This is a genomic window from uncultured Dokdonia sp., assembly GCF_937910895.1.
Lineage (GTDB): Bacteria > Bacteroidota > Bacteroidia > Flavobacteriales > Flavobacteriaceae > Dokdonia.
On record NZ_CALEMI010000130.1, the window covers coordinates 1 to 21,328 of the forward strand.

Below are 21,328 nucleotides of genomic sequence, written 5' to 3' on the forward strand. Positions count from 1 at the left end.
ATTTGCTTTTCTATTGTATTGCATAAAAACCAAGTTCCAGATCTCAACGACTTGTGGATGATCCATGTTTACTAAACTTTTTCCATCTACAGCTGCCTTTTCTTCATCAGTTCTAATATCTACATGAATTTCTGAACACGGTCCACAAGGACCTTGTTCACCCATTTCCCAGAAATTATCTTTTTTGTCACCCATTAAGATACGATCTTCAGGAACAATTTCCTTCCAAAAATCCAATGCTTCTTGATCAATTGGCAAATTATCTCTATCAGTGCTACCCTCAAAAATTGTAACGTAAAGCATATTTTCAGAGATTCCATATACCTCAGTTAATAATTCCCAAGCCCATGTTATAGCCTCTTTTTTGAAATAATCTCCAAAGCTCCAATTTCCTAACATTTCAAACATGGTATGGTGATAGGTGTCGTATCCAACCTCCTCTAAATCATTGTGTTTTCCAGAAACTCTAAGACATTTTTGCGTGTCAGATATTCTAGTATTCTTTGGTTTTTTATTTCCTAAAAAATATTCTTTGAATGGAGCCATTCCTGAATTAGTAAACATCAAGGTAGGATCATCTTTCAAAACCATAGGAGATGAAGGAACAATTTGATGAGATTTTTCTTTAAAAAAATTTAAAAAATGAGAACGAATTTCTTTAGATTTCATAAATCAAAAGTTGATTTTCTATTACCGTTAATGTTAAAATTTATACTAGAAATGAGTCAAAGTTATTGTTAGTGAAACATTTTGTAAATTTGCTTTTGTTAATTTATAAATTACTTTCTCTTATTGTAGTTTATAGTAACAAAAGTAGCATATTTAGATTTATGGCAAAAGTAAAATATTATTACGACTCTGATACCCTAAGCTATCGTAGAATAGAAAAATCAAAAGGAAATATTTCTAAGATAATTATTCTAAGTTTCTTTGGGCTTGTTCTAATAATGCTCTCAGGTTTTGTTGTATTAAGTCAGTTTTTAAAAACTCCAAATCAATTAGCACAAGAGAGAGAGTTAGAAAATCTTAAATTTAACTACGAACTGTTAAATAAACGATTAGACGAAAGCTCTTCTATTTTATCTCAATTACAACAAAGAGATAACAATATTTACAGAGCTTACTTTGAGGCTAATCCTATTCCAGAAGAACAACGAAAAGCTGGCTTTGGTGGTGTAAATAGATATAGTTATTTAAATGGTTATGACAATTCTAAACTCATAAAAGAAGCCACAAAAAAAATAGATATTTTATCGAAACAAATGGTTGTTCAATCGAAGTCATTGGATGAAATTGTTGTGTTGGCAAAAAATAAAAAAGAAATGCTAGCTTCAATACCAGCAATTCAGCCAGTCGCAAATAAAAACTTGAAACGAATGGCTTCTGGTTATGGGTACAGAATACACCCCATTTACAAAACTAGAAAGTTTCATTGGGGAATGGACTTTTCTGCTCCAAGAGGCACACCGGTATATGCTACAGGAAATGGGAAAGTAGAAAAAGTTAAAAGGTCTAGAAGAGGTTATGGAAACCAAGTTAAAATAAATCATGGATTTGGGTATAAAACATTTTATGCACATCTAGAAAAATATACTGTTCGTAAAAATCAAAAAGTAAAACGTGGAGATTTAATTGGTTATGTAGGAACCTCAGGGATTTCAACAGCTCCGCATCTTCACTATGAAGTGATAAAAGGAAATAAAAAATTAAATCCTGTCTATTTTTATTTTAGTGATTTAACTGCAGAAGAATATGATAGAATGTTAGAATTGGCTTCACAAGAAAATCAATCATTAGACTAATGCATATAGATCTGCCCGAAAAAAGATATTATAAAATAGGTGAGGTGGCCAAAGCATTTAATGTAAATACTTCTTTAATACGTTTTTGGGAAAAAGAATTTGAAATTATTAAGCCCAAAAAAAATGCAAAAGGAAATCGTTTATTTACTTCCAACGATGTCTCCAACTTTAAACTTATCTATAATCTTGTCAAAGAAAGGGGTTTTACTTTAGAAGGAGCTAAACAAAAATTAAAGAAAAATCCGCTTGGTACGATAAACAATCATGAAATCGTAAGTAGATTAGAATCTGTAAAAGCAGAACTAATTAAGATAAAAAACCACCTATAAAATACTATGCATGCATAGTATTTTATAATTATTTGTCCTATCTTCGTAGCATTAGTTAAATAAAACATCAATTTTTAAAAACGTAAGATAATATGGCTGAAAAGTATATAGATGTAGATACATTAAAATATATTCTTTATGATATTCATAATTTAGAAGAGCTTCTTGCTAGAGATCGCTTTCAAGATCATGATAAAGAATCACTAGATATGTTTATAGATTCAGTTAAAGAGTTTGCTGATAGAGAATTATTTCCTTACGTAAAAGAAATGGATGAAAATCCTGCTTATCATAAAGATGGGAAAGTGTTTGTGCATGATCAAGTAAAAACAATGATGTATAAGGGAGGAGAAATGGGCTTAATTTCAGCGCCATTTAATTATGAAGATGGAGGAATGCAAATTCCTTTCCTTTCACATACTGCTGCTACTTACATCTTAGATGCTGCAAATAATCATTTACCTGGTTATGCAGGGTTAACTCAAGGAGCTGCAGAGCTTATTATTCATTTTGCAAATAAGGAACTAAACCAAACCTATGTGCCAAACATGCTTTCTGGACAATGGGGCGGTACAATGTGTTTAACAGAACCACAAGCTGGAAGTTCTTTGTCAGATATTGTTACAAAGGCAACACCTACCCAAGACGGATATTATAAAATTTCTGGGCAGAAAATTTTTATTTCAGGAGGAGATAACAATTTCACTGAAAATGTGGTTCATTTAGTACTCGCTAGAATTGAAGGAGCACCAAAAGGAACAAAAGGGATTTCTTTATTTGTTGTCCCTAAGAATCGTCCTTCAAGTGATGGAGCATTAGAATTTAACGATGTGACTACTGTCGCAGACTTTCAGAAGATGGGACAACGAGGCTACTGCACTACTCATTTAGGTTTTGGAGATGCAGACGACTGTAAAGGATGGATTGTAGGTGAACCCAATGAAGGTTTAAAGTACATGTTTTTAATGATGAATTCTGCAAGAATTGCAGTAGGAAGAGGAGCTTCTGCTATTGCTTGTGCGGCTTATCATGCTTCTTTACAATACGCAAATGAACGTCCTCAAGGTAGAAAGTTATCAAGTGACGGTAAGAAAAACCCAGCGGAGAAACAGGCCTTGATCATAGAACACCCAGACGTTAGAAGAATGCTATTGATGCAAAAATCTGTTGTGGAAGGGTCTATGAGTTTGGTTTTTTTAGCAGCTAAATACTACGATATCATAGAAACTGCTACTTCACCAGAGGAAAAAGAGAAATACAATCTTCTATTGGAAATGATTATCCCAATTGTAAAAACATATCCTTCAGAAGCTGGATCTGCTTCTGTAAATAATGGATTACAGGTACTAGGAGGTTATGGTTTCTGTGCAGATTTTATTTTACAACAATATTACAGAGATATTAGAATATCTGCCTTGTATGAAGGAACAACAGGAATTCAATCTCAAGACTTATTGGGTAGAAAGGTAACCATGAGTAACGGTAAAGCATTGCAATTACTTTCTGCTGAAATTATGACAACAATTAAAGCAGCCTCAGCAATAGATGAATTACAATCTTATGCCAATACGCTAGGAGCAAAATTAAAACTTACAGAAAAAGTATTGGGTCATTTGATGCCTCATGCAATGAAAGGTGATTACGAACGATATCTTGCTGATGCTTCCATTTTTATGGAATTTTTTAGTCTTATAATAATGAGTTGGACATGGTTAGATCTAGGAGTACATGCAACAAAAGCTGCTAAATCTAATGGAACCTATTCAAAAGACTTCTATGAAAGTAAAATTCATACGATGAAATACTTCTTTACATATGAGTTGCCAAAAACTACAGGATTATCTGAAATTTTATTGAATTCTGAATCCATTACCATTAAGAAAGAAACAGAACCTGTAATGTAATGAATACACATCAACAATTTAATTTAGAAGGAAAGGTAGCCATCATAACAGGCTCTAGTAAAGGAATAGGGAAAGCTATAGCAAAAGGATTGGCTGAAAAAGGGGCACAAGTAGTGATTAGCAGTAGAAGCCAAGACGCTTGTGATGAGGTGGTGAAAGAATTTACTGAACTAGGATTAAAGGCCACTGGAATTGCTTGCCATATTGGTAAAGCAGCTCAAAGGAAGGCTTTGGTAGATCAAACAATTAATGATCTAGGTCGCATAGATATTTTAGTAAACAATGCTGCTATTAATCCTGTTTTTGGACCTATAGAAGATGTAGACTCTGCAATTTTTGATAAGATTATGGATGTAAATGTAAAAGCTCCATGGGCATTGTCAAATTTAGTCTTACCCTTCATGCAAGAACACAAAAACGGGAGTATTATAAATATAGCCTCTGTAGAGGCTTTAACCCCTGGGTTGGGATTAGGATTGTACAGTACAAGTAAAGCTGCTATATTAATGCTAACAAAAAATCAAGCGAAAGAATGGGGGCAATACGGGATAAGGGCTAATGCCATTTGTCCAGGATTAATTCAAACAAAATTTAGTGCTGCTTTATGGACTAATGAAAAGCTGTTGCATAAAGTACAAAAAACAATTCCAAGCGGTCGTATGGGGCAGCCAGAGGAAATGGTTGGTATTGCTGCTTTATTGGCCTCAAATGCAGGTGCATATATGACAGGAGGCGTATACACCGCAGATGGTGGATATATGATCGCTGGTTAAAATTAAATAAACATATGAACTTCGAATATTCTCAAAAATCAGTAGATCTTCAAAAAAAACTTAGTGATTTCATTGAAAAATACATTGTACCCGTAGAAGATGAATTTTACGCTTTCCAAAAAGATCCAGAAAATATCTGGACACGTTGGCCTAAAATAGAAGAATTAAAACAAAAAGCTAAGGCTGTAGGGTTATGGAATCTTTTTTTACCTAAAGATTATGGAAATTTAAGCCCGGGTCTAACAAACTTGGAATATGCTCCTTTAGCAGGAATTATGGGAAAACGTATTTGGATTTCAGAAATTTTTAATTGTTCTGCGCCTGATACTGGAAACATGGAAGTATTAGCCAAATACGGAAGTGATTCTCAAAAGAAAGAATGGTTAACTCCTTTGATGAATGGTGAAATTCGTTCGGCATTTTTAATGACTGAGCCAGAAGTAGCCTCTTCAGATGCTACAAATATTGAAACTTCTATCGTTTTAGATGGAGATCATTATGTGATTAATGGAAGGAAGTGGTGGTCTAGTGGAGGTATGGACCCCCATTGTAAAGTAGCCATAGTGATGGGAAAAACAGATCCAACTGCACATCGCCATCAACAACAGAGTATGGTATTGGTTCCTTTAGATACTCCTGGTCTAAACATTATTAGACCGTTATCTGTTTTGGGATTTTATGATTCACCAGAGGGTCATGCAGAAATTGAATTAAACAATGTTCGTGTTCCTAAAGAAAATTTAATTTTAGGTGAAGGGAGAGGATTTGAAATTGCTCAAGGACGTCTTGGGCCTGGAAGAATTCACCATTGTATGAGACTTGTAGGTATGGCTCAGTATGCACTAGAACTGATGTCTAAAAGAACCTTGGAGCGTGAAGCTTTTGGTAAGAAGTTTTATGATTTTAGTAGTATTCGTCAAGAAATTGCCATTTCAAAATGTGAAATTGAACAGGCCCGCTTACTTACCCTTTCAGCCGCTGATAAAATGGATAAATTAGGCAATAAAGAAGCAAAAGACATCATCGCAATGATAAAAATTGTTGCTCCAGATATGGCTTTAAAAGTAATTGACAGAGCTATTCAAATTTTAGGAGGAAAAGGTGTTGGTCCCGACACACATTTGGCACATTATTTTGCAATTGCAAGGATGTTGCGTTTGGCAGATGGCCCAGATGAAGTACATATGTATCAGTTAGGGAAAAGTGTCATTCGATCTTACGGAAAATTATAACTATGTCTAATCAAGAAGTTCGAAAAGGGGAGGAGTTACCAGAAAAAAATCTCAAAGAGTTTTTACACCAACATCATTTGATTAATTCGCTTCAAAGTGAATTATTTGTCAAGCAGTTTACACATGGCTATTCTAATTTAACCTATTTAATATCTTTAGAGGATAAGGAATATGTGCTACGTAAGCCTCCAGTTGGAGCTATTAAACGTGGCCATGACATGAGTAGAGAGTTTAAAGTACAAACTTCAGTAAAAAAAGAGTTTTCTAAAGTCCCAAAGATGTTTGCGTATTCAAATGATGAGGCTATCCTTGGAAGTGAATTCTACATCATGGAAAAAGTAGATGGAATTATTCTAAACTTTAAAGAAGCTAAACATAGAGCCATCCCAGTAAATGATTATAAAACCATTGCTAATACGTGGTTAGATACCTTTACAGAGCTACATACACTAGATTATAATTCGGTTGGGTTGTCTGATTTAGGAAAGCCAGAAGGTTATGTAAATAGACAAGTAACCAATTGGGGAAAACAATACCTAAAAGCAGCAACACAAGATGTTCCTGCTGCTCTTGAAGTTATGCAATGGATGCAAGAACATCAACCAAAAACCTATCAACATTGTTTAATACATAATGACTACAAATATGACAATGTAGTATTTAAAGATACTTCTTGGAAAGATATTACTGCTGTTTTAGATTGGGAAATGGCTACACTAGGTGACCCATTAATGGACTTAGGAACATCACTTGGGTATTGGACGTTGGCATCAGATCATGATTTTGTAAAGCAAGGAATTCCTTCTCCAACAATTTTTGAAGGGAACCCAATTAGAAGTGAAATAGTAGCTTCTTATTCAAATAAATCTGGAAGAGATATTCATAATATCGTATTTTATTATGCCTTTGGCTTGTTTAAAATAGCGGTGATAGCTCAGCAAATATATTACAGATATAGTAAGGGGTTAACCTCAGATCCTCGTTTTGCTCATCTAGATAAAGCTGCAGAATTATGCTGTAATTTAGCGTTAAAATCTATAAAAACGAATTCCATAGATTAGTAATGATTGAGCAAATAAATCAACAAAATAGTTTAAAAAAATTACAAGATTTTCCTGATGGACAACCTGTTTTTATGCTCAATTATTTGAATTATAAAGAAATAGTTACAGAAACAGGAAAAACGGGTAAAGAAACATATGCAGATTATTTAAGGGCAGCAGTTCCTTTTTTTAAAACTTTAGACGCGGAGATTATTTTTAAAGGATCACCGATTGCCACTATTATAGGGCCTTCAGAAGAGTCTCTTTGGGATGAGGTACTTATTGTGCGATATGCCAACAAAAATGAGTTTATGAAATTAATGGCAATGAAAGATTATCCCAGAGATCTTAGGTCTTTAGCATTGTCTGATTCTCGATTAATTTTTTGCAAATAATTTTTTAAATAAAATAAATACTCCTCTAGAGTGTTAAATTAATAGTCATCTAAACAAACAAATCAAGTTATATGGAAGTAAAAAATAAAATAGTAATAGTAACAGGAGCTGGTTCAGGAATTGGAAAAGCAGCGGCAATTCATTTTGCTAGTCATGGGGCAAAAGTAGTTGTTTCTGATATTAATTTTAATAGTGCAAAAAAAGTAGCAGATCAAATTGTAACAAATGGAGGCGAATCGCTACCTATTAAAACAGATGTTACTAAGTTTAAAGAGGTAGAAGATTTAGTAAACCAAACCTTAAGTAGCTTTGAAAAATTAGATGTTATAGTAAACAATGCAGGAATTGGTCCTAATTTACTTCCAACACATAAAGCTAGATTAGAAGATTGGGATAGGGTAATTTCTGTGAATCAAACTGGAGTTTTTTATTGTATGAAAGTAGCTTTGCAACAATTTTTAAAACAAGGACATGGTAATATTGTTAATATTGCCTCTTTGGCTGGTTTGAAAGCTTCTCCAAATAATATCAGCTATAGTGCTAGTAAATTTGCTGTGGTAGGTATGACTAAATCTGCGGCTATGGAATATGCGACAAAAAACATTAGAATTAATGCTGTTTGTCCAGGATATACAGAGTCTGCTTTATTAGATCAGTTAATTAACGCAAAACCTGAAATGGATGCCATTCTAAAGAGTGTTATTCCTATGAAGCGTTACGGAAAAGCTAGTGAAATTGCAGATGCAATAGTTTGGTTAGCTTCCGATCAAACAAAATTTATAACGGGTCAAACCATTACGTTAGACGGAGGAACATCCTTATAGAATGAAAAATATTTAATTAACTAAAAAAACAGAATAAATGAAAAAGTGGCTTCCATTAATAATTATAGTTGTAATCCTATATGTAGGATACAGTTGGGCTAAAGGAATTAACAATACTGCAGTTGTAAATCAAGAAGATGCAAAAGCTGCATGGTCTAATGTAGAAAGTGCTTATCAACGAAGAAATGATTTGATAGGGAACCTAGTAAAAACAGTACAAGGTGCTGCAGATTTTGAAAAATCAACGTTAACTGAAGTTGTGAATGCTAGAGCTAAAGCTACCTCTACAACCATTAATGCAGGGAATTTGACGGGCGCTAGTTTAGCTCAGTTTCAACAAGCTCAGTCTGGCTTATCAAGTGCATTATCAAAACTACTAGTAGTAGTTGAGAAATATCCTGATTTAAAATCAAATCAAAACTTTTTAGAATTACAAAATCAATTAGAGGGTACAGAAAATCGGATTAAAATGGAAAGAGATCGGTTTAACGGAAAAGTAAATCAATATAATAAACATATTAAAGTTTTTCCAAACAGTCTTTTAGCAGGTGTATTTGGTTTTGAAGGAATGGACTTGTATTCTTCTTCACCTGGCTCAGAAAATGCAGTAGAAGTAAACTTCGATTTTAATAATAAAGAGTAATGTCTCAACTACATTCTTTTTTATCATCTCAAGACGAGGAAGCAGTCGTAAATGCAATCAAAGAAGCAGAAACTAATACTTCAGGAGAAATTCGAGTTCATATAGAGGCACACACAGATGAGGATCATTACGAACATGCACTCAAGGTTTTTGCAGAGTTAAAAATGCATAAAACTGAACTAAGAAATGGGGTTCTTTTTTACGTGGCTGTTAATGACCATAAGTTTGTGATTCTTGGTGATCAAGGAATCAATGATAAAGTAACAGATGATTTTTGGGATAATACTAAAGAAATGATGCAAGATTATTTTAGGAAAGGAAATTTCAAACAAGGATTGGTAGATGGAATTTTAAAAACTGGACATGAATTAAAAACTCATTTCCCATATGAGGCCGATGACATCGATGAATTATCTAACGAAATCTCTAAAAGCTCATGAAAAACATCTTATTAGTTGTATTTTTTGGACTTTTCTTTATAGGTAGTAGTCTAGCACAATATAAAATCCCCGCCACTCCAAATAAACAAACTAGTGTTTATGATTATTCTAAACTACTTTCTTCTTCTGAAGCAAGAAGATTAGAACAAAAATTACTCAGATATTCAGATTCTACTTCTACCCAAATTGTTTTAATTATTATTAATTCGTTAAAGGGAGAGGATATTAATTATCTAGCAGCCAATTGGGGAGAAAAGTGGAAAATTGGTCAAAAAGGGAAAGACAATGGTGTTATTTTAATGATGTCTAAAGATGATCGAAAAGTTGCCATTCAAACGGGAAGAGGTATCGAAGCAAGCCTAACAGACTTAATGTCCAAACGAATTATACAATCTAGAATTATTCCTGAATTTAAACGAGGGAATTACTATAAAGGTTTGGATAAAGGGACCGATGGAATTTTTGAGGTTTTATCAGGTGAGTTTAAAGAAACTAGAAAACCAAAAAGAAAGAATAAAGGGTCAGGTTTTTCTGGTGTTATTCCTTTTATAGTCATGGTATTTTTATTTTTTATTTTTAGGAATAGAGGAGGAAGAAACGGAGGAAGAAAATCTAGTTCAGGAGCTTTGTTAGATATACTCATTTTAAGCAGTATGGGTAGAAGTGGCGGATTTGGAGGCGGAGGTTCTTCAAGAGGTAGCTTTGGTAGTGGTGGCTTTGGTGGTGGCTTTGGAGGCGGAAGCTTTGGAGGTGGAGGTGCCTCTGGAAGCTGGTAAGTTAACCGAAAAATAATTTTTGATCTTATGTAAAGTTAAGAGCTACACGATAGCATCGAGCAACCTACCTTATGTCTTGCCCATTCTGGTCTTTTAGCAAACCAGTGTTCAAATTCGGGTTGTTCTTCGTAAGGTTTTTTTAGGACTTGATACAATTCTTCAATTAGAGAAAAGTCATCCTTTTCGGCCATATCAATGGCCATTTGAGCCATATAATTTCGAAGTATATATTTAGGATTTTTAGTTTTCATGAGTTGTTCACGTTCCTCACATGATATGGTTTCCTTTTCCAATCGTTTTGCATATTCAGAAAACCACTGTTGCCAATTGTTTAAAAGATCGTCATGTATTTCATCTATATTATAAAAAGCATTTTCTACCAATTTAATTCCTTGTTCAGGAAATTCTTTTTTAAAATCACTCAACTTTCTGAAGAAAATTGTCATATCTGTTTCGGATGCCTCTAGATTTTTTTCTAAAGACTCAATTAATAATAAATCATTTTTTTTAGCTAAGTTTAATCCTAACTTTGAGCGCATCATATGTATTGACTCTGTCTTAAAATCTAGTTGATATCTTTCTAGAATTTCTTCCAAAGGGGGCGCTTCATCAATTAAAGGATACAGTGCATTGGCTAATTGATATAGGTTCCATAATCCAATAGTCGGCTGGTTTCCATAGCGATATCTTTTGTGCTTCTTGTCAGTGGTATTTGGTGTCCATCCAAGATCAAAACCTTCAAGCCATCCATAAGGTCCATAATCAATAGTAAGACCTAGTATAGACATATTATCTGTATTCATCACTCCATGAACAAAACCTACTCGTTGCCAATGAATGATCATTTCTAAGGTCTTGTTAGTTACTTCTTGAAAGAATTTTAGGTACACTTCTTTGCATGGATTACCTAAATGAGAAAAATGATGAAGGATGGTGTAGTCTGTTAATATTTTTAAATTTTTAAGATCATTTCTAGCAGCAAATAGTTCAAAATTACCAAAGCGTAAAAAAGACTTGGCAACTCTAGAAACAATAGCACCCTTTTCATAAGCTGAGTTTCCGTTGTACATTACATCTCTTAACACTTGGTCTCCAGTTAAACTTAGAGACAATGCTCTTGTAGTGGGAACTCCAAGATGATGCATGGCTTCACTACATAAATATTCTCTAATCGAAGATCGCAGCACTGCCAATCCGTCTGCTGTTCTAGAATAGGGTGTTGGACCAGCTCCTTTGAGTTGTAATGCCCAATTTTTAATTTCTCCTAAGTTTATAGCTCTTCCATCACCTAATTGACCAGCCCAATTCCCAAATTGATGGCCAGCGTAGCACATCGCAAACGGTTTTGAATTTTCTATGATGCTGTTGCCAGTCATTACATCTAAAAATTGGTTTGATTGAATGTCTTGATTAGAAAACCCAAGTTCTTTAGACATTTCACTAGACACATGAAGTAATCTAGGATTGGACGTTTTAATTGGTTTCACAAAAGAAAAGGCAGCCTCTGTTACTTGGCGTCTAGAATTTTCTTGAATAGGATCTCCAGGTAATTGATCAGTAAATTTATTTGTAATATTTAGTTTCAGAATGTAATTTATTTAATCTATTAACTTATCTGCATGCATTGTTCTTAGTTTTTGCAATTTTGGATTGATTACAAAAGAACAATAGCCAGAATTTTGATTGTTTTTATAATAGGCTTGGTGTTCTTTTTCTGCCTCATAGAAGATTGATAAAGGACTAATTTCAGTCACTATTTTTTCATTATAAACAGGAGTTAACGCATTAATGACAGTTTGTGCAATTTCTTCTTGTTGTTCATTATGATAATAAATAACAGAACGGTATTGTGTCCCAACATCTGCTCCTTGCCGATTTAGTTGAGTTGGATCGTGCGTAGTCATGAAGATAATTAAAATAGACTCATAAGAAATGATGTTTTCATCATAGGTAACTTGAATTACTTCTGCATGCCCAGTTAATCCGGAGCAAATTTCTCTGTATGTTGGTTTACCAGGAGCATTCCCACCACTATATCCAGAAATAACTTTTTTAATCCCTTTTACTTCTAAAAAGACGGCTTCTGTACACCAAAAACATCCACCACCAAAAGTTGCTTGTTGTAAATTATTCATCTGTTTTCTTCAATTTTATAGAGGCAGAATTTACGCAATATCGTAATCCACTTGGCTCAGGGCCATCAGGGAATACATGCCCGAGGTGACTATCACACGTATTGCACAGAACTTCTATTCTTATCATTCCATAAGAATCATCTTTTATATACTGGATGGCATTTTCTTCAATAGGCTGCGTAAAGCTTGGCCAACCAGAACTTGAATCAAACTTAATAGTAGAATCAAATAAGTTGGTATTACAACAAATACATTGGTAGATTCCTCCTTCAAAAATAGAACAAAGAGATCCAGTATGAGGCCTTTCGGTTCCGTGTAATCTGCTAATTTGAAATTGCTCTGGTGTTAATATTGTACGCCACTCTTCTTCAGTTTTTTCAACTCTTTTATGTGGTGTAGGGTTTCCATTCACCGAAAAGTGAATGACATCTCTCCATGTGATCATGCTTATCTATTTTATATAAAAATAATGAATTTGTCTTTAGTTTCAAATAACTTAACAGACGTTTTAATTTAGAAAACCTTTCAAACTAAAGAACGTTTTTTAAACCGTTAAAATTACTTTTGTCTAAAATAAATAGTAATGGGTACTCCAGAAAAATTATAGTGTTCTCTCAGTTGATTTTCAACATACCGCTTGTAAGGGTCTTTTACATATTGAGGTAAGTTTGAGAAAAAAGCAAATTGAGGAGTTGGTGTAGGCAATTGCATACAATACTTAATTTTTACAAATTTACCTTTGGTAGCAGGAGGAGAGTTCTGTTGAACAATTTCCAACATCGTTTCGTTCAATTTACTAGTAGAAATTCTTCTTTTTCTATTTTCAAAAACCTCAACGGCTGTTTCTATTGCTTTTAGAAGACGTTGTTTTGTGAGCACTGATGTAAAAATAATTGGAACATCTGTAAAAGGAGCAATTTGTCTTCGAACTTGAGCTTCAAAATCACGCATGGTATTGGTTTCTTTTTCAACCAAATCCCACTTGTTTATTAGAATAATAACTCCTTTTCTATTTTTATCTGCCAACCAAAAAATATTCTGATCTTGACTTTCAAAACCACGTGTGGCATCTACCATTAAAATAACTACGTCTGAGTATTCAATAGTTCTAACAGCACGCATTACAGAATAAAATTCTAAATCTTCTTTTACTTTTGATTTACGACGGATTCCTGCGGTATCTACAAGGTTAAACTCGAATCCAAAACGATTGTATTTTGTATCTATGGAGTCTCTTGTCGTTCCTGCAATATCTGTAACGATATAACGATCTTCTCCTATAAGTGCATTTATAAAACTTGACTTTCCTGCATTAGGACGACCAACAACAGCAAAGCGAGGAAGCTCATCTTCTTCTATTTCTTCTTTTTCTGGAAGTGCTTCTACAACTGCATCTAGTAAATCTCCTGTACCACTTCCATTAGTAGCTGCAATGGTAAAGAAATCTCCTAACCCAAGGTTATAAAACTCTACCGCATCTGCAGCACGTTTATTATTATCTACTTTATTAACAGCAAGAAAAACAGGCTTTTTCACTTTACGAAGTAAATTTGCTACTTCTTCATCCATTCCTGTGATTCCATTTTCTACATCGACCATAAATATGATCGCATCTGCCTCATCAATAGCAAGTTCTACTTGCCTATCAATTTCAGCTTCAAAAACATCATCACTACCTACCACATATCCTCCTGTATCAATTACCGTAAACTCACGACCATTCCAGTCTGTTTTTCCGTAATGCCGATCTCTTGTTACACCACTTACAGCATCTACAATCGCCTCACGGCGTTGAATCAAACGGTTAAAAAGAGTAGATTTCCCTACATTAGGACGTCCTACAATGGCTACAATAGTACTCATGATTTTTGTTTAAGCTGCAAAGATAGTTTTTCTATATACTAAATACACAGTTATACACCGTAACTTCAACGATAGATAGCTATTTATCAAATTTTATAATCACTATTCCATATTTCCTTTGTTTTTCTGGTTTTGTAAGCTTTCGCGAAAGCGCACTACTAATGAGTCATGATTTTTGCAATATTTATTTTTGGTCTTCTTTCTACTATTATCGGAGCTTTGCCTCCTGGTGCATCTAACCTTGCTGTGATAAAAACAACCGTAAAAGAAAACATATATCAATCTATGAAAATAAGTTATGGAGCGGGTGTAGGAGAGGTCTTACTCGCTTTTATTGCATTTTCTTCTGGAATGGTGGTTCAGGATTTTTTTGCCATGCACATCTGGTTACAATTTTTGATTGCTGGGATTTTAGGGATCGCTGGAATCTATTTTATAAAAACAAAACAGATTGAAAAAAGAGATAAAAGAAAATACAGTTCTAAATATGTAACAGGATTTGCGTTAAGTGTTATCAATCCTCCAGTATTGATATATTGGGTACTTATCTTTTCTGTATTGCGTAGTTCTTTTGGTGTAGGACTAGAAAATTATTCTCTCGGATTCTTCTTATTTTTTCTAGGGGTATTTTTAGGGAAAGTAGTGACACTATACGGCTACGGAAAATTAGGCACACGGATTCAAAGGAAAAAACCCGACACAAATGCTACTTCTCTTAATAAGATGATTGGTATCGTTTTGATTAGTCTTTCTTTACTACAAACGGTAAAATTGTTGCTATTTTAAGATTTACCAAAGGATTATAAAATTTCGATACGTACGACATAGCCTTCCCAACTACGCACATTAAATACGGTATCGTCTTCAAAAATGAGATATTGCCCTTTTACGCCTTTCAAAACACCTTCGTAAGCAGGCGTTTTATCTAGATTTAATGTCTTTAGCTTTTCTGGATATTTTGATACTGGAAAATGAATGTGGGTTTCTTCATTATCTGCAATAAAATAAGATTTTGCTTCTTCAGGAATATAGGCTTTTAATGCTTCTCGGTATTCTACTAGATTTACATCTTCAATTTCATTTTTCAGCATTTTGCGCCAGTTGGTCTTATCTGAGACATGTTCTTTTAAGGCTATCTCTGTAATGCCTGCAAGATATCGATTAGGAACTTCTACAATTTCGAGTGCTTCGTGAGCACCCTGATCAATCCATCGCGTAGGAACTTGTGTTTTTCTGGTGACACCTACTTTTACATTACTAGAATTTGCGAGATATACAATATGTGGTTGTAGTTGTATTTTCTTCTCGTAATCCAGATCTCTATCTTCTATATCAAGATGTGCTGTAGATAATTCTGGCTTCATAATCCAGTCTGCGGCTTGTGGTACTTTATAAAAATCATCATAGCAGTATCCTTGTCTATATATCTTTTTATTTTCTCCGCAGGCAAGACATTGGTATCCTATAAATTCTATATGCATTTTCTTGTCGATAAGCTGATTCATCTGTAAGAAATCATTTTCCATCATCAAATAATAATTTATGGGATTTGTGATCTCAGTTTGCATTTTTTTAAGGACTCCTTGATACTGCATACTATTTTATAGCCTTTTAATTTTATAGAGTTTGTGAAAAAAAGCTAAATTAGCTTTTAAGATCTCCATGATAGATCGATGTAAATATACCAACTTTATGCCTATCCCTTTAGTACATTCTATTGCCTCTTGGTTTTTAAAAAAACGCATCCATCAAATGGAGCTTTTTTTAAAATATCCTCATGAGGTACAGAACGAATTACTACATCAACTTATAGATAAAGCAAAGGGTACAGAAATCGGTAGGGAATATGGATTTCACGAGTTAAAAAACTATGAGCAGTTTGCGGCACGTCTTCCTATATCTTCTTATGAAGATGTACAACCTCATATAGAACGTAGCCGAAAAGGAGAAAATAATATTTTATGGCCTACACCTATTAAATGGTTTGCTCAAAGTAGCGGTACCACCAATGCAAGAAGCAAGTATATTCCTGTAAGTACAGAATCTCTTGAAAATTGTCACTATGCAGCGAGTAAAGACTTGTTATGTATGTACCTTAACAATAACCAAAACTCTCAATTATTTTCAGGTAAGGGATTACGCTTAGGAGGCAGCAAAGAATTGTACGAAAAAAATGGCACTGTTTATGGCGATTTATCTGCTATTTTGATAGACAATATGCCATTTTGGGCAGAAATGAGTAGTACCCCTAATAGTGATGTTTCACTCATGAGTGATTGGGAAGTAAAAATGCAGGCTATTGTAGATGAAACCATACAAACCAATGTCACAAGCCTAGCCGGAGTGCCGTCTTGGATGCTAGTTTTGCTAAATAAAGTACTTGAAACTACTGGTAAAAAAGATCTACTTGAGGTGTGGCCTAATTTAGAAGTTTATTTTCATGGAGGCGTGAGCTTTGAACCTTATTTAGATCAATACAAACACATACTCCCAAAGGATTCTTTTAAATACTACGAAATTTATAATGCATCAGAAGGCTTCTTTGCTATTCAAGATCAAAATGACAGTAAAGACCTTTTATTAATGCTAGACTATGGTATTTTTTATGAGTTTATACCTATGGATGCTTATGGTACTCCTGAACAAAAGATTATTCCGCTATCCGAAGTAGAGATGCATAAAAACTATGCGGTTGTTATTACGACAAATGCTGGTTTATGGCGTTATAAGATAGGAGACACCGTACGCTTCACTTCTATGAGTCCTTATCGCATACGGGTAAGCGGTCGCACAAAGCATCATATTAATGTTTTTGGAGAGGAACTTATTATTGAAAATACAGATATAGCACTTGGAGTTGCTGCCAAAGAAACTCAAAGCGAAATCAAAGATTACACAGTAGCTCCTATCTTTATGAAAGGAAGAGAAAAAGGAGCTCATGAATGGATTATAGAATTTAAAAATCCACCTCAAAACCTTAAAGTTTTTAATACTAAACTCGACAATGCACTTCGCGCTGTAAATAGTGATTATGATGCCAAGCGTTTTAACAATACTACATTAAATGCTCCTCTAGTTCATAGTGCAAGACAAGACTTGTTTTATGATTGGCTTAAAGAAAATAATAAATTAGGAGGTCAACATAAAATACCAAGACTCTCCAATAAAAGAGATTTTGTAGATGAGTTATTAAAACTCAATATCTAGTTTTGTTTTTACAGAAAAACCATCCAAACTATTTTAAGAAATCATTTGTGTTTACACACATATTGTTCGTTTTTTGCCAAAAATCCTCAACTTTATTACGGGTTATCATGAATAATCACTGTATTTTAACGGTTATAACAATCATCTCATCTAAAAATCATCTAAAAATTTTTTAATCAATGATGCCCCCTTTACTTTAGTACCATATTAAAGACCCCAAGTCAACTAATTTGGATTAAGATGAAATTACTAATCACTACATTTTTCACACTTCTATTTGTAACGCAGCTACAATCACAAGAGTTATTAGACACTCATCAAGATGTTGCTTCTTTAGAGTTGGAAGTAGCTCCTGTAGTTTCAAATTCTAAAATAGGAAACAACGGTTTTAAGTTTGAAACGTTTACAACAGGTATCAATTCTAAGTATTCAGATTACGGGGTAGGTTTTTTTAAAGATAAGTTTATTTCTTTTTCAGCTAGAAAAATTGGAGCTTTAGCTAAGTTAGACCCAAATACCAAAGAGCCTTATACAAAGTTATATTGCTCTGATATTACATACGAGTGGGATTTAAGGCGTCCATTGTTGTTTTCACATATCCTCAACAAAGGAGAAAACTTGGGAACTATTTCTTTTTCAAAAGAAGGTGATAGAATTTACTTTTCTAAAAGCTTAGAAGAAGATACACAAACATTCCAACTCTATACGGCTATGATGAATCCTAATGTAGAAGGAGAATGGGTAGATATTAAAGCACTACCATTTAATGACACTTCATATTCTATAGAAAATCCTCATCTAAGTAAAGATGGTAAAACACTCTATTTTTCTTCTAATATGCCAGAAGCCATTGGGGGATATGATATATTCAAAGTAACTGTTAAAAATGATAAATCTTATGGGCCTGTAGAGCGTGTAGAAGGATCTGTAAATACAGTTCTAGATGAAAAGTTCCCACAGACTTCTTTAGATGGCAAGTATCTTTATTTTTCTTCTAATGGACATAATAGTATTGGAGGCTTTGATATTTTTAGATCTCGTAATACGTCCATAAGTTATGTAGCCACTCGAAATCTTGGAAATACAATTAATACATCTAAAGATGAGATTGCCTATATTCCAGCAACAAAAACAATAGGTTATTTTACTTCAGACAGAGAAGGTGGGAAAGGAAGTTATGATATCTATAAAATAGAAGAGTATATTATTGATCAAAGTGTAACAGGTATTGTGCGTGACACAGAAACTCAAATTCCATTAGCAAAAGCTACTGTTGTGTTACTAGATGCAGATGGTGAGCAAGTAGCGACTGCTAGCTCTAACCAAAATGGAGAATATAGTTTTCCTGTAGATGCCTTTTTAGATTATACGATCTTGGCGTATAAAGAAGGATTTGATCGTAACTCAATATCTTTTGACACCAATACAAACCTAGTCGCTACATTTGAAACAAATATTACATTAGATGCTAAGCCTGCTGAAATTGTAGAAACAAAGGAAAAAGCTTTTATAAAGATAGAAAATATCCTATTTGATTTTAATAGCGATAAAATCAAAGACGTTTCGACGATTACACTAAATACTGTTATTGCAACTTTAGAGCAAAATCCAACTATTAAAATTGATATAAAAGCGCATACAGATATACGAGGAAGCGACACATACAACTTAAAACTATCCAAAAAGAGAGCCGCTTCTGCAATGAATTATATTATAAGCAAAGGAATTTCAAAAGATCGTCTTACTTCAGAAGGATATGGAGAATCAACGCCTTTAATAGATTGCACAACATGTAGTGATGATCAACACGAAAAAAATCGTCGTGTAGAATTTGATATTATAAAGGAATAAAAAATTAACTTCAAACTAAAAAAGACCGTTACTTGAATGATAGTAACGGTCTTTTTAATATATAAACGATATACTTTAAGAAACAGCTTTTAGCTTCTTGAGGGTTGATTTATTAAGTTTTCCTTCGGCATATTCTTTTGTAACAATGAGTTCTTTTTCTGAAGAGCTAGGCATTTCAAACATTGCATCTGTTAAGATAGCTTCACATAGTGATCTCAAACCACGAGCCCCAAGTTTATATTCAATCGCTTTACCAACTAAATAATCTAATGCACCATCTGTAATAGTAAAGTCTATATTATCCATAGTAAACAGTTTTTTATACTGTTTTACTATAGCATTTTTAGGCTCTGTAAGAATTGCTCTCAAGGTTCCTTTGTCTAAAGGATCCATGTGGGTTAATACTGGCAAACGCCCTATGATTTCTGGAATAAGTCCGAAATCTTTCAAATCTTTAGGAATAATATACTTAAGCATATTATCTAAATCTATTGCATTTTCATTTTTACTAGCACTAAAGCCCATAGCCTGCATATTAAGACGTTTTGTAATATGTCTCTCAATACCATCAAAAGCACCTCCTGCAATAAATAAAATATGCTCTGTATTTACTTCTATAAATTTTTGATCAGGATGCTTACGCCCTCCTTTAGGCGGTACATTAACGATCGTACCCTCCAAAAGTTTTAATAAAGCTTGCTGTACACCTTCACCACTTACATCTCTTGTTATAGATGGATTATCACTTTTACGTGCTATTTTATCAATTTCATCTATAAATACAATACCTCTTTGTGCTTTTTCAAGATTATAATCTGCTGCTTGTAATAAACGAGTTAATATACTCTCTACATCTTCTCCTACATATCCAGCCTCTGTGAGCACCGTAGCATCTACAATAGCAAGAGGAACATTCAGCATTTTTGCTATAGTTTTAGCAATAAGTGTTTTACCTGTTCCTGTTTGTCCAACCATGACAATATTACTTTTCTGAATTTCGATATCATCATCATCCTTGGGTTGTAATAAACGCTTATAGTGATTATATACTGCAACAGCCATCACTTTTTTGGTGTGATCCTGCCCTATTACATATTCATCTAGAAACGTTTTAATCTCTTGTGGTTTTTTAAGCATCAGGTCGCTATCCAGCTCGTTGACATCAACATCTTTTGATTCTTCAACCACAATACCGTGTGCTTGTTCAATACAACGATCACATATATGCGCATCTAATCCAGCTACGAGTAAATTTGTTTCTGGTTTTTTTCTACCACAAAATGAGCATTCTAAATCTTCTTTCGCCATGTAAACTATCTATAATTAATGAAATATACGCTTTCGCGAAAGCGTACACATCAGAATTAATCTCTTTTTAAAATCTCATCGATCATACCGTATTCAAGTGCCTTATCTGCCTTCATCCAGTAATCACGATCACTGTCTGCATACACTTTGTCATACTCTTGTCCTGAATGCTTTGCAATTATTTTGTAAAGCTCTTCTTTCAAGATTAAGATTTCTCTAGCAGTGATTTCAATATCGGTTGCTTGTCCTTGAGCTCCTCCCATTGGTTGATGAATCATCACTCTAGAATGTGGTAATCCACTACGCTTCCCTTTTGTTCCTGCACATAATAATACGGCTCCCATAGAAGCTGCCATTCCTGTACAGATCGTTGCAACATCAGGCTTTATAAACTGCATTGTGTCATAAATACCTAACCCTGCATATACGCTTCCTCCAGGAGAGTTGATGTATATCTGAATATCTTTAACCGCATCTGTACTTTCTAGAAATAATAACTGTGCTTGTACAATGTTAGCTACTTGATCATTAATTCCTGTTCCTAAAAAGATAATACGATCCATCATTAAACGTGAAAACACGTCAAATATGGCAATATTCATCTGACGTTCTTCTATGATGTTAGGCGTAAGCCCTGTGGGTGTTACACTACTTATGATCTTCTCATAATAAGTAGAACTGATTCCTTGATCTTTGATTGCAAAATTCTTAAACTCTTTTCCGTAGTCCATATATTTTATGAATATGATTTTTATATTACAAAAAAACGTTTTACTCCTAAAAGTAAAACGCCTTAAAGATAC

The 21,328-nt window shown here is 33.9% G+C and carries 22 protein-coding genes; 14 read left to right on the forward strand and 8 right to left on the reverse strand.

Translation table 11 applies throughout. The features are described from left to right. Nucleotides 1-669, reverse strand: a 669-nt coding sequence (locus Q0505_RS15550; RefSeq protein WP_299214760.1) for an alanine--tRNA ligase-related protein, incomplete at its 3' end; no start/stop codon positions are given. Nucleotides 670-830: 161 nt separating this feature from the next. Here Q0505_RS15550 and Q0505_RS15555 point away from each other — a divergent pair. The 11 genes from Q0505_RS15555 (at nt 831) to Q0505_RS15605 (ending at nt 10,161) form a co-directional block, all read left to right on the forward strand. Next, nucleotides 831-1,802 carry a M23 family metallopeptidase gene (locus Q0505_RS15555; protein ID WP_299214763.1) on the forward strand — a complete coding sequence of 324 codons (972 nt, stop codon included), beginning with the start codon at nt 831-833 and terminating at the stop codon, nt 1,800-1,802. Continuing rightward, nucleotides 1,802-2,131, forward strand: coding sequence for a MerR family transcriptional regulator (locus Q0505_RS15560; RefSeq protein WP_299214766.1), 330 nt, complete (start codon nt 1,802-1,804; stop codon nt 2,129-2,131). The genes Q0505_RS15555 and Q0505_RS15560 overlap by 1 nt, the downstream gene beginning before the upstream one ends. 92 nt (nt 2,132-2,223) lie before the next feature. Continuing rightward, a complete protein-coding gene (locus Q0505_RS15565) occupies nt 2,224-4,035 on the forward strand; it encodes an acyl-CoA dehydrogenase (protein ID WP_299214769.1) in 1,812 nt (603 codons plus the stop codon). Beyond that, a complete protein-coding gene (locus Q0505_RS15570) occupies nt 4,035-4,808 on the forward strand; it encodes a glucose 1-dehydrogenase (RefSeq protein ID WP_299214773.1) in 774 nt (257 codons plus the stop codon). Before Q0505_RS15565 ends, Q0505_RS15570 begins: the two co-directional genes overlap by 1 nt. A gap of 14 nt (nt 4,809-4,822) precedes the next feature. Then, nucleotides 4,823-6,040: an acyl-CoA dehydrogenase family protein gene (locus Q0505_RS15575; RefSeq protein WP_299214775.1), complete on the forward strand. Its 1,218-nt coding sequence runs from the start codon at nt 4,823-4,825 to the stop codon at nt 6,038-6,040. A gap of 2 nt (nt 6,041-6,042) precedes the next feature. After that, nucleotides 6,043-7,101 (forward strand): phosphotransferase family protein, encoded by a 1,059-nt coding sequence (locus tag Q0505_RS15580; RefSeq protein ID WP_299214776.1) that lies wholly within the window; start codon nt 6,043-6,045, stop codon nt 7,099-7,101. A 2-nt stretch (nt 7,102-7,103) separates the two neighbouring features. Then, a complete protein-coding gene (locus tag Q0505_RS15585; RefSeq protein ID WP_299214779.1) occupies nt 7,104-7,478 on the forward strand; it encodes a hypothetical protein in 375 nt (124 codons plus the stop codon). Between the two features lie 71 nt (nt 7,479-7,549). Further along, nucleotides 7,550-8,302 (forward strand): SDR family oxidoreductase, encoded by a 753-nt coding sequence (locus Q0505_RS15590; RefSeq protein WP_299214780.1) that lies wholly within the window; start codon nt 7,550-7,552, stop codon nt 8,300-8,302. Nucleotides 8,303-8,339: 37 nt separating this feature from the next. Then, the gene (locus tag Q0505_RS15595) at nt 8,340-8,945 is read left to right on the forward strand and encodes a LemA family protein (protein ID WP_299214783.1); all 606 of its coding nucleotides are present in this window, start codon (nt 8,340-8,342) and stop codon (nt 8,943-8,945) included. Further along, the gene (locus Q0505_RS15600; RefSeq protein ID WP_299214786.1) at nt 8,945-9,385 is read left to right on the forward strand and encodes a TPM domain-containing protein; all 441 of its coding nucleotides are present in this window, start codon (nt 8,945-8,947) and stop codon (nt 9,383-9,385) included. The genes Q0505_RS15595 and Q0505_RS15600 overlap by 1 nt, the downstream gene beginning before the upstream one ends. Continuing rightward, nucleotides 9,382-10,161 carry a YgcG family protein gene (locus Q0505_RS15605; protein WP_299214788.1) on the forward strand — a complete coding sequence of 260 codons (780 nt, stop codon included), beginning with the start codon at nt 9,382-9,384 and terminating at the stop codon, nt 10,159-10,161. The genes Q0505_RS15600 and Q0505_RS15605 overlap by 4 nt, the downstream gene beginning before the upstream one ends. A 35-nt stretch (nt 10,162-10,196) precedes the next feature. Here Q0505_RS15605 and Q0505_RS15610 read toward each other — a convergent pair whose 3' ends face one another. From Q0505_RS15610 to der, 4 genes are all read right to left on the reverse strand, one after another. Further along, a complete protein-coding gene (locus tag Q0505_RS15610) occupies nt 10,197-11,747 on the reverse strand; it encodes a protein adenylyltransferase SelO (protein ID WP_299214828.1) in 1,551 nt (516 codons plus the stop codon). Between the two features lie 12 nt (nt 11,748-11,759). Then, nucleotides 11,760-12,296 carry a peptide-methionine (S)-S-oxide reductase MsrA gene (gene msrA, locus Q0505_RS15615; RefSeq protein WP_299214790.1) on the reverse strand — a complete coding sequence of 179 codons (537 nt, stop codon included), beginning with the start codon at nt 12,294-12,296 and terminating at the stop codon, nt 11,760-11,762. Continuing rightward, complete coding sequence (gene msrB, locus Q0505_RS15620; RefSeq protein ID WP_299214792.1) at nt 12,289-12,741, reverse strand: peptide-methionine (R)-S-oxide reductase MsrB; 453 nt, start codon at nt 12,739-12,741, stop codon at nt 12,289-12,291. Before msrB ends, msrA begins: the two co-directional genes overlap by 8 nt. Before the next feature lie 113 nt (nt 12,742-12,854). Continuing rightward, entirely contained in the window at nt 12,855-14,159 is a 1,305-nt protein-coding gene (gene der / locus Q0505_RS15625) for a ribosome biogenesis GTPase Der (protein WP_299214794.1), read from the reverse strand. Nucleotides 14,160-14,327: 168 nt separating this feature from the next. Between der and Q0505_RS15630 the strand changes: the two genes are divergently transcribed. After that, nucleotides 14,328-14,945 carry a LysE family transporter gene (locus tag Q0505_RS15630; protein ID WP_299214796.1) on the forward strand — a complete coding sequence of 206 codons (618 nt, stop codon included), beginning with the start codon at nt 14,328-14,330 and terminating at the stop codon, nt 14,943-14,945. Nucleotides 14,946-14,959: 14 nt separating this feature from the next. On the opposite strand, the gene Q0505_RS15635 is transcribed toward Q0505_RS15630, so the two are convergent. Further along, entirely contained in the window at nt 14,960-15,754 is a 795-nt protein-coding gene (locus tag Q0505_RS15635) for a DUF2797 domain-containing protein (RefSeq protein WP_299214798.1), read from the reverse strand. 97 nt (nt 15,755-15,851) lie between these two features. Between Q0505_RS15635 and Q0505_RS15640 the strand changes: the two genes are divergently transcribed. Continuing rightward, on the forward strand, nt 15,852-17,366 hold the full coding sequence (locus Q0505_RS15640) for a GH3 auxin-responsive promoter family protein (RefSeq protein WP_299214800.1): 1,515 nt from the start codon (nt 15,852-15,854) through the stop codon (nt 17,364-17,366). A gap of 240 nt (nt 17,367-17,606) precedes the next feature. Then, nucleotides 17,607-19,217: an OmpA family protein gene (locus Q0505_RS15645; RefSeq protein WP_299214802.1), complete on the forward strand. Its 1,611-nt coding sequence runs from the start codon at nt 17,607-17,609 to the stop codon at nt 19,215-19,217. A gap of 75 nt (nt 19,218-19,292) precedes the next feature. Here Q0505_RS15645 and clpX read toward each other — a convergent pair whose 3' ends face one another. Continuing rightward, nucleotides 19,293-20,525 carry an ATP-dependent Clp protease ATP-binding subunit ClpX gene (gene clpX, locus Q0505_RS15650; RefSeq protein ID WP_299214804.1) on the reverse strand — a complete coding sequence of 411 codons (1,233 nt, stop codon included), beginning with the start codon at nt 20,523-20,525 and terminating at the stop codon, nt 19,293-19,295. A gap of 56 nt (nt 20,526-20,581) precedes the next feature. Beyond that, entirely contained in the window at nt 20,582-21,256 is a 675-nt protein-coding gene (gene clpP / locus Q0505_RS15655) for an ATP-dependent Clp endopeptidase proteolytic subunit ClpP (protein WP_299214806.1), read from the reverse strand. Nucleotides 21,257-21,328 lie beyond the last annotated feature (72 nt).

Excerpts from the sequence above, each read along its gene's own strand:
- der (WP_299214794.1), bottom strand. The coding sequence starts at position 14,159 with ATGAGTACTATTGTAGCCATTGTAGGACGTCCTAATGTAGGGAAATCT.
- Q0505_RS15645 (WP_299214802.1), top strand. The coding sequence starts at position 17,607 with ATGAAATTACTAATCACTACATTTTTCACACTTCTATTTGTAACGCAG.
- msrA (WP_299214790.1), bottom strand. The coding sequence starts at position 12,296 with ATGAATAATTTACAACAAGCAACTTTTGGTGGTGGATGTTTTTGGTGT.
- Q0505_RS15565 (WP_299214769.1), top strand. The coding sequence starts at position 2,224 with ATGGCTGAAAAGTATATAGATGTAGATACATTAAAATATATTCTTTAT.
- Q0505_RS15555 (WP_299214763.1), top strand. The coding sequence starts at position 831 with ATGGCAAAAGTAAAATATTATTACGACTCTGATACCCTAAGCTATCGT.
- Q0505_RS15560 (WP_299214766.1), top strand. The coding sequence starts at position 1,802 with ATGCATATAGATCTGCCCGAAAAAAGATATTATAAAATAGGTGAGGTG.
- clpX (WP_299214804.1), bottom strand. The coding sequence starts at position 20,525 with ATGGCGAAAGAAGATTTAGAATGCTCATTTTGTGGTAGAAAAAAACCA.
- Q0505_RS15595 (WP_299214783.1), top strand. The coding sequence starts at position 8,340 with ATGAAAAAGTGGCTTCCATTAATAATTATAGTTGTAATCCTATATGTA.
- Q0505_RS15570 (WP_299214773.1), top strand. The coding sequence starts at position 4,035 with ATGAATACACATCAACAATTTAATTTAGAAGGAAAGGTAGCCATCATA.
- Q0505_RS15630 (WP_299214796.1), top strand. The coding sequence starts at position 14,328 with ATGATTTTTGCAATATTTATTTTTGGTCTTCTTTCTACTATTATCGGA.
- Q0505_RS15590 (WP_299214780.1), top strand. The coding sequence starts at position 7,550 with ATGGAAGTAAAAAATAAAATAGTAATAGTAACAGGAGCTGGTTCAGGA.
- Q0505_RS15635 (WP_299214798.1), bottom strand. The coding sequence starts at position 15,754 with ATGCAGTATCAAGGAGTCCTTAAAAAAATGCAAACTGAGATCACAAAT.
- Q0505_RS15575 (WP_299214775.1), top strand. The coding sequence starts at position 4,823 with ATGAACTTCGAATATTCTCAAAAATCAGTAGATCTTCAAAAAAAACTT.
- Q0505_RS15605 (WP_299214788.1), top strand. The coding sequence starts at position 9,382 with ATGAAAAACATCTTATTAGTTGTATTTTTTGGACTTTTCTTTATAGGT.
- Q0505_RS15600 (WP_299214786.1), top strand. The coding sequence starts at position 8,945 with ATGTCTCAACTACATTCTTTTTTATCATCTCAAGACGAGGAAGCAGTC.
- Q0505_RS15580 (WP_299214776.1), top strand. The coding sequence starts at position 6,043 with ATGTCTAATCAAGAAGTTCGAAAAGGGGAGGAGTTACCAGAAAAAAAT.
- clpP (WP_299214806.1), bottom strand. The coding sequence starts at position 21,256 with ATGGACTACGGAAAAGAGTTTAAGAATTTTGCAATCAAAGATCAAGGA.
- Q0505_RS15585 (WP_299214779.1), top strand. The coding sequence starts at position 7,104 with ATGATTGAGCAAATAAATCAACAAAATAGTTTAAAAAAATTACAAGAT.
- Q0505_RS15640 (WP_299214800.1), top strand. The coding sequence starts at position 15,852 with ATGCCTATCCCTTTAGTACATTCTATTGCCTCTTGGTTTTTAAAAAAA.
- msrB (WP_299214792.1), bottom strand. The coding sequence starts at position 12,741 with ATGATCACATGGAGAGATGTCATTCACTTTTCGGTGAATGGAAACCCT.